Origin of the sequence: Streptococcus parasanguinis, assembly GCF_001578955.1 — a bacterium.
Classification (GTDB): Bacteria; Bacillota; Bacilli; order Lactobacillales; family Streptococcaceae; genus Streptococcus; species Streptococcus parasanguinis_U.
The window spans coordinates 87324-94784 of sequence record NZ_KQ969691.1; the positions used below are offsets into that span (position 1 = coordinate 87324).

Sequence of the window (7461 nt, forward strand, 5' to 3'; positions counted from 1 at the left end):
TTTTTAGTGCCAAAGTAATTAAAGTGAGGATTTTCGATCCCCAATTGTTCCATGGCTGTCAGAATCGCATCCATGTGACCTGGACTATTAATGGTTGGGATGACACCTACTTTCTTCGATTTGGCGTAGGCCAAAATATCATCCATTTGAGCCTGGGTCAAAGCTGTCCCGTTCGGATCATCGTAATAAGCTTTCGTTCCTTTTTCAACCGCATCCGTCACGGCTTGGCTAGAATAAGAAGTATCTCCCACTTTCAAAGACATATCATCCAACACAAAGCGCAAGCCGTCATTTCCGACTAGAAGATGCAAGTCTGTATAGCCAGTTTTACTTGCTTCATCAATGATTTCCTTGATTTGGTCTGGTGAGAAGTACTTGCGACCGGCATCGATCGATACAATCTTTTTCTTGGCTAATTTTTCTTCTTGGGCAGGATCTTTAGCAGGCGTTTCCGTCGCTGCTGTCGCTGGTTGAGCTGCCATATCCGACTCTGCGACAGAGCTTGCTTCTTCGCGAATCAAACGGTCAAGATCTGATACCCGCAATTCTCGATCAGGCAGTGTCGGTTGACTTTGATCGACGATTGGGGCAGGAGCCGTTGGTTTTTCTACTGTTGGCTGAGAAGCTTCCTCATTGGGGGAGAGCGTCGCCTTGCCTTCGCTTGGCTGAGTTGGAACTGTCGTTGCAGGACTTTCAGTAGTCGTCGGCGTATCGGCTGCTACAACCTGAGCGCCAGCAAAAAATCCTATGAGCACCGAAGCAGCTCCTACTGCATACTTGCGAATCGCATAACGTGGTTGATGTGATTTCATCAGGACCTCCTAAATTGTCTTTGTAATCGTTTTCTTAAATTTACCACGATATCTTAATAAATTCAATGAGGGTCCTCATTATTCTTTAATTAGGAGAGGAAGTTCTTGGATTCGATCCAAAATAAAACGAGCTCCTTACTCAAAAGGAAACTCGTTCATTCTTATAAATCATCTAAAGCATCTTTGACCTTGTCAAAGAACCCTTTTTTCTTTGGGTTGACCTTCAAATCACTTGCTTCCGCAAAGGCTTGAAGGGCTTCTTTTTGCTTGTCATTTAAACCAGTTGGGGTGACGACATTGACAGATACATATTGATCCCCCATAGCACCACCACGTAAGCTTGGAGCCCCTTTTCCACGGAGGCGGAATTTCTTACCGGTTTGGGTTCCTTCAGGAATGACCAAATCGACATCTCCGTGAACAGTTGGTACATGGACCGTATCTCCAAGAGCTGCTTGGACAAAGTTCAAGTCTAACTTGTAGTAGATGGTTGAGCCATCTCGTTCAAAGCGATCGCTCGGCTCAACATTGACAACGACATACAAGTCACCATAAGGTCCACCGTTAAAGCCAGCTTCTCCTTGACCAGCTAAGCGGATTTGTTGACCCGTTTCAACTCCTGCAGGAATCTTGACGTTCACGCTATGAGCTTGTTTTTCATGACCTGTTCCACGACAAGTCGTACATGGATCTTTGATTTCTTGACCACGACCATGACAGACGTCACAGGTCACTTGACGGCGCATCATCCCAAGAGGGGTTTGCGTATCCACATTGATGACTCCAGAACCATGACAGCGTCCACAGGTCACCGGACTAGTCCCTGGCTTAGCCCCAGAACCATGACAGGTATGACAGCTAGCTTCCCGATGGTACTTGACTTCTTTTTCCGCACCAAAAATCGCTTCTTCAAACTTGAGATTGACGCGGTATTGGAGGTCATCCCCTTGACGAGGTGCATTTGGATTACGACTTGCACCACCACCAAAGAAGCTAGAGAAGATGTCTTCAAAGCCACCAAAACCAGCACCATCAAAGCCACCAAAACCACCTGCTCCGCCACCGAAGCCACCATTGGCACCCGCAGCACCATATTGGTCATAAGCAGCCCGTTTTTGCTCGTCACTCAAAGTCTCATAAGCTTCTTGAACTTCCTTGTACTTTTCCTCAGCACCAGGCTCCTTGTTGATATCTGGGTGATATTTTTTAGATAATTTCCGATAGGCTTTCTTGATCTCATCTTGAGATGCATTCTTTGAAACGCCCAAACGGTCATAAAATTCAGTATTGTTCATACAAGATACTAAGAGCGAACAGAAAGCGACTGAAATTTAGGAAACCGACAAGAAATCCTGATTTCTTAGGCGGTTTATCTAATTTCCAAGCTTTCCGCTCGAGTTCAATTCCCCGAACGCTCTTTGTTCCTTTCTATTGATGTTGTGAATCAAACCACGATTTAGATCGGGTTCAGTTCCTTTCTTTTATATTGAATTAGAAACTTTGGAACCCGTGTTCAGTTACGAACACTCTTTGTTCCTTTCTATAATTTTCATGTAAATCTTTAGAGGCTGTTTTCTATACTTCGCTTCACTTGATCAAACTCTTGGTCCGATAGAGTAAATATCAAATTCTCTTCTGAGTAGTCGTTTCGTTCTTTAAAATAGTTGTCCGTATTCTCTGCCAACCCTAAGCTTAGAATTACTTTTCTTGCAAACTCTTGATGGGCAAAACCGATAGCCGTAATGTTTTGTTTATCTTGCACAACCAGTTTGGGTTGGAAATTCTCACGTGGAAGAAATTCAAAATAATCAAAGAAGTTTTGCCAAATTCCACCTGTAAATTTCGTGTCCTTCAACAGACCTGCTTTCGCTAATAAAAGAGGCGCTGAAGAAATGGCTGCAATGAGGATATCTTGCTCACCAAGGTCCCTCAAGAACGAAATCAATTTCTCATCCTGTAGAGCAGGTCCAATGTTAACCATTCCGGGCAAAATCACACAAGAATACTCTTCTATACGGATTTGATCTAGTGTTTTCGTTGGTTGACAAGGCAAGCCATCCTCAGAGACCACTACCGAATGATCTGAAGCGGCATAATCAATCGTAACATCAAAAGACAGAGCTAAAGTACTCGTTAAAGCAGTTATCTCATAAAGAGAAAAATTAGGATAAATGATACAAAGTACTTTTTTCATAGGCAACATCCTCTATTTTACCGAAAAACAGAGGCTGGGTTGCAACCTCTGGATTTCTTTTTATCATTACGACGTTCTAAAACAAAGTCGATTATACTTTGTTTTAGAACTAGTAAGGCTGAATTGAGTTTCGGATTAAAGGAATCCTAGAATCTCGGAACCTTTCTTTATTTCAAGAGGTTCCGCTAAAACAATCCACTGGATTGTTTTACTTTTCCGTAAACTCTCCGTCTACGACGTCATCGCCTGCGTTGCCTGTTGCTTGTGTGCCTTCTGCTCCTGCTTGAGCTTGTTGCGCTGCTGCAGCTTGTTCGTAGAGTTTCACAGCAAGTCCTTGAGCTTTTTCGTTCAAGGCTTCCAATTTTGCTTTCATTTCATCCAAGTTGTTGTCTTCTTGGGCTTTCTTAAGCTCATCAAGGGCAGCTTGGGCAGCATCACGTTCTGCATCGAAGCCTTTACCTTCAGTTTCTTTGATTGTCTTTTCAGTCGCAAAGATAGCTTGGTCTACTTCGTTACGAAGGTCAACTTCTTCTTTACGTTTCTTATCTGCTTCAGCGTTTGCTTCTGCATCTTTCATCATGCGGTCGATTTCTTCGTCTGTCAAACCTGAGTTTGATTGGATAACAATGGTTTGTTCTTTTTGAGTTCCAAGGTCTTTCGCTTTAACAGATACGATACCGTTCTTATCGATGTCAAAAGTAACTTCGATTTGTGGGATACCACGAGGTGCAGCTGGGATATCAGTCAATTGGAAGCGTCCAAGAGTCTTGTTATCTGCTGCCATTGGGCGTTCCCCTTGAAGAACGTGAATATCAACGGCTGGTTGGTTGTCTGCTGCAGTTGAGAAGACTTGTGATTTAGATGTTGGAATTGTTGTGTTACGGTCGATGAGTTTTGTGAAGACTCCACCCATTGTTTCGATACCAAGTGACAATGGAGTTACGTCAAGAAGGACAACGTCTTTGACGTCACCAGTGATCACACCACCTTGGATCGCAGCACCCATAGCCACTACTTCGTCAGGGTTCACTGATTTGTTTGGTTCTTTACCAGTTTCAGCTTTAACAGCTTCTACAACGGCAGGGATACGAGTTGAACCACCGACAAGGATAACTTCGTCAATGTCTGACAAGCTCAAACCTGCATCTGAAAGGGCTTGGCGAACTGGAGTCTTAGTACGTTCTACAAGGTCACGAGTCAAATCATCGAATTTCGCACGAGTCAATGTCATTTCCAAGTGAAGAGGTCCAGCCTCACCAGCAGTGATGAATGGCAAGCTGATTTGTGTTGAAGTAACACCTGAAAGGTCTTTCTTCGCTTTTTCAGCTGCATCTTTCAAACGTTGAAGAGCCATCTTGTCGTTTGACAAGTCGATACCATTTTCTTTCTTGAATTCTGCTACCAAGTAGTCGATGATTTTTTGGTCAAAGTCGTCACCACCGAGTTTGTTATCCCCTGCAGTTGCCAATACATCAAAGACACCATCACCCAATTCAAGGATAGATACGTCGAATGTACCACCACCAAGGTCGAATACCAAGATTTTTTCTTCTTTATCAGTCTTATCCAAACCATAAGCAAGGGCTGCTGCTGTTGGTTCGTTGACGATACGTTCTACTTCAAGACCAGCAATTTTACCAGCGTCTTTTGTTGCTTGACGTTGTGCGTCGTTGAAGTATGCAGGAACAGTAATAACTGTTTTCGTTACTTTTTCACCAAGGTAATCTTCAGCATAACCTTTCAAGTATTGAAGGATCATAGCTGAGATTTCTTGTGGAGTGTATTCTTTTCCGTTAGCAGAAACTTTTTCAGAAGTACCCATCTTAGATTTGATAGAGATCACTGTATCTGGATTTGTCACTGCTTGACGTTTTGCAGCGTCACCAACGATAATTTCACCGTTTTTGAATGAAACTACAGATGGAGTTGTGCGGTTACCTTCTGGGTTTGCGATAATTTTTGATTCAGTTCCTTCAAGAACTGCTACTGCTGAGTTTGTTGTACCTAAGTCAATACCGATAATTTTAGACATATGTTTTTCTCCTCGTTGTTTTTTCTCTTTTTTTCTTTTTGATATTTCCCTTAAGTGGTGGGGATGTGAGCAACTCCCTTCGGGATTTCATCACTTATTTTTGAGCCTACTGTCTCAAAAATCCCCTGTTTCAGTAGCACAAGCTACTGAAACTTTCACCACGGCGGGAAATATCTTCCTTGCAAGCCTCCGGCTTGCGTCTTATCTTTCTTTCATAGTTTAGTGTCGTTTCGGACAAGTTTTTTAAGTTCTCTAGCCTAGTTATATACCACTACCATGGCTGGACGCAGGATGCGGTCATGGAGTTTGTAGCCTTTTTGGAAGACTTGTGCGATGGTGTCTGCTGGATGTTCATCATCTGCAGGCAAGGTTTGGATGGCCATGTGGTAGTTATGGTCAAAGGCTCCGTCCGCTGGAATTTCTTCAATTCCTTCTTCTTTCAGAGCATGTACCAAACTTTCTTGGACCATTTCTAAGCCCTTCTTCACATCATCTGTCAATCCTTCTACGGCAAGGGCACGTTCGAGGTTGTCCAGTGATGGTAAGATCGCTTTTGCCAAATCTTGGCTACGGTATTTTTGTAATTGTTGACGTTCTTCATTAGCACGGCGCTGAATATTTTGCATTTCTGCATGAGCACGAAGGTATTTGTTTTCAAATTCTTCGGCACGCGCTTGTGCTTCTTCTAACTCAGAAGGTTGGTTACTTTCCTCTACAACTTCTTCAGTTGTTTGGGCAACTTCCTCTTCTTTCACGTCTTCTTTTTTGATATCTTCTGTCAAGGCATACACCCCTTTCATTTGGTCTTAATTTACTTCATAATGGTTGCTGTTGAGGTAACGGTAATAATCCGTCAACTTCATGACCAGTACTCGGCCAATGACATTGACCAGGCTAATCACACGCCTGTAGTCCATCTCTACGGGACCAATCACATGCATGAGGGCCATCCCACGATAAGGAACCAGGAACTTGTGACTAATCACCGTCACATTTTTCAAGGCCTTCTCTTGGGATTCCGCAACCAGGATCTGGGTCATTTGGTCCTCTGGCATTCCCCCTCGCAACTCCAAGGCTACATGTTGGGGATTATCTAAGAACTGATAGGTCTGAAGATCGGCGTAGGTTAATGATGAAACCTTTCCTTCTACAAAGACCAGTTCTTGAAACAGTTGCGAGAAGACGTAATCAAAGAGATCCAGCACATTGTCTGTCGTCTTGAAATAGCGCTGTACAATCTGTGGAATCTCTGTCCGCAGGCGGTAGTGGATATCCAAGACTGTATTTTCAATGAAGCGCTCTTGAACCAGCTGATGGAAAATTTCCAAATCACTGGTTAAGAAATTCTTTGGAATGGCAAACTGGACGGTGACAGGCTTTGATTCATCCAAGGTTAGAACCGCTAAGGCATCGTGATTGGATAATGGAACAATCTCAAAACCAGTCAAGCGCTGTCTTGTCGGCTCAACATCCTGAATCACTGCGGTGTAGCCCGTCATTTGGGCTAGTAACTTGGCCGTAGCATCCAAGATATCGTCTAACTTAAAGGCTTCGAAATCAAAGGCTTTCACCACCTGGTAGACATCTTGCTCATCAATCAGCTCTAGATCAAGCGAGTTCTGAACAAAATATTGGAAACCAGCTCGGCTAGGCATCCGTCCACTCGAAGTGTGGGCCTTTTCTAGTAAGCCTTGTTTTTCGAGGGCAGCCATGTCGTTTCGAATGGTCGCACTACTGGATTGAATCACATCTTGTAGCGCTTTTGAACCGACTGGTTCGTGGGTCTTGGTAAAGATATCGACAACAAGATTGAGAATCTCATTTTGACGTTCTGTAACCATGACCTCACCTCTCTTTCATTTTTTAGCACTCTAAACACTCAAGTGCTAAACCATGATTCTATTATACACCCATCCAAAAGAAAGTCAAGAGAAAAAACCAAAAAATTAGCACTCTTTTTTCAAGAGTGCTAAAAATCATTCTTAAGACCTAGAGAAGTAAATCTCCTCTTATTTGCCAGCTTTTTTCAAGAGCAGAATATATTCTTCCAATACTAGCTGATGCTTGGCCATATACTGAGCATTTTCTACGCCAACATAACGGAAATGCCAATTCTCAAAATTCACACCCGTGATGTTGCTCTTCCCATCTGGGTAGCGAAGCACAAAGCCATATTGTGGTGCGATGGCAGCCAGCTGCAAGCCCAACTCATCACTTTGGCCAGCTTCGACACTCATATCAATCGCAAGCCCCGTCTGATGTTCACTCGCACCAGGGACCTGTACCTGGGTCTGCACCTGCTTTTCAGCTTCTTCGTGCGAAAGGCCACTAGCCTCTAGTTGCGCAACACGTTCATTATAGAGCTCTGTTTGCTCGGCCACACTTCGATAGCCTGATATCAAGGTTTCTTCTGGGGCAATTTT

At 43.5% G+C, this 7461-nt stretch carries 7 protein-coding genes; all 7 read right to left on the reverse strand.

Annotated features, from left to right (window positions below):
• On the reverse strand, positions 1–812 hold an 812-nt coding region (locus SPADD19_RS12810), incomplete at its 3' end, for a family 20 glycosylhydrolase (protein ID WP_241496533.1).
• Between the two features lie 161 nt (positions 813–973).
• Entirely contained in the window at positions 974–2107 is a 1134-nt protein-coding gene (gene dnaJ / locus SPADD19_RS07225) for a molecular chaperone DnaJ (RefSeq protein WP_003004734.1), read from the reverse strand.
• A gap of 266 nt (positions 2108–2373) precedes the next feature.
• Positions 2374–3006, reverse strand: a complete 633-nt coding sequence (locus tag SPADD19_RS07230; protein ID WP_061455650.1) for a DJ-1/PfpI family protein — start codon at positions 3004–3006, stop codon at positions 2374–2376.
• 208 nt (positions 3007–3214) lie between these two features.
• Positions 3215–5038 carry a molecular chaperone DnaK gene (gene dnaK / locus SPADD19_RS07235; protein ID WP_061455651.1) on the reverse strand — a complete coding sequence of 608 codons (1824 nt, stop codon included), beginning with the start codon at positions 5036–5038 and terminating at the stop codon, positions 3215–3217.
• Between the two features lie 257 nt (positions 5039–5295).
• Positions 5296–5820: a nucleotide exchange factor GrpE gene (grpE, locus tag SPADD19_RS07240; protein ID WP_301355021.1), complete on the reverse strand. Its 525-nt coding sequence runs from the start codon at positions 5818–5820 to the stop codon at positions 5296–5298.
• Positions 5821–5844: 24 nt separating this feature from the next.
• On the reverse strand, positions 5845–6879 hold the full coding sequence (gene hrcA / locus SPADD19_RS07245) for a heat-inducible transcriptional repressor HrcA (RefSeq protein WP_061455652.1): 1035 nt from the start codon (positions 6877–6879) through the stop codon (positions 5845–5847).
• A 168-nt stretch (positions 6880–7047) separates the two neighbouring features.
• Positions 7048–7461: M15 family metallopeptidase (locus SPADD19_RS07250; protein ID WP_164905862.1), on the reverse strand; the 414-nt coding region annotated here is incomplete at its 5' end.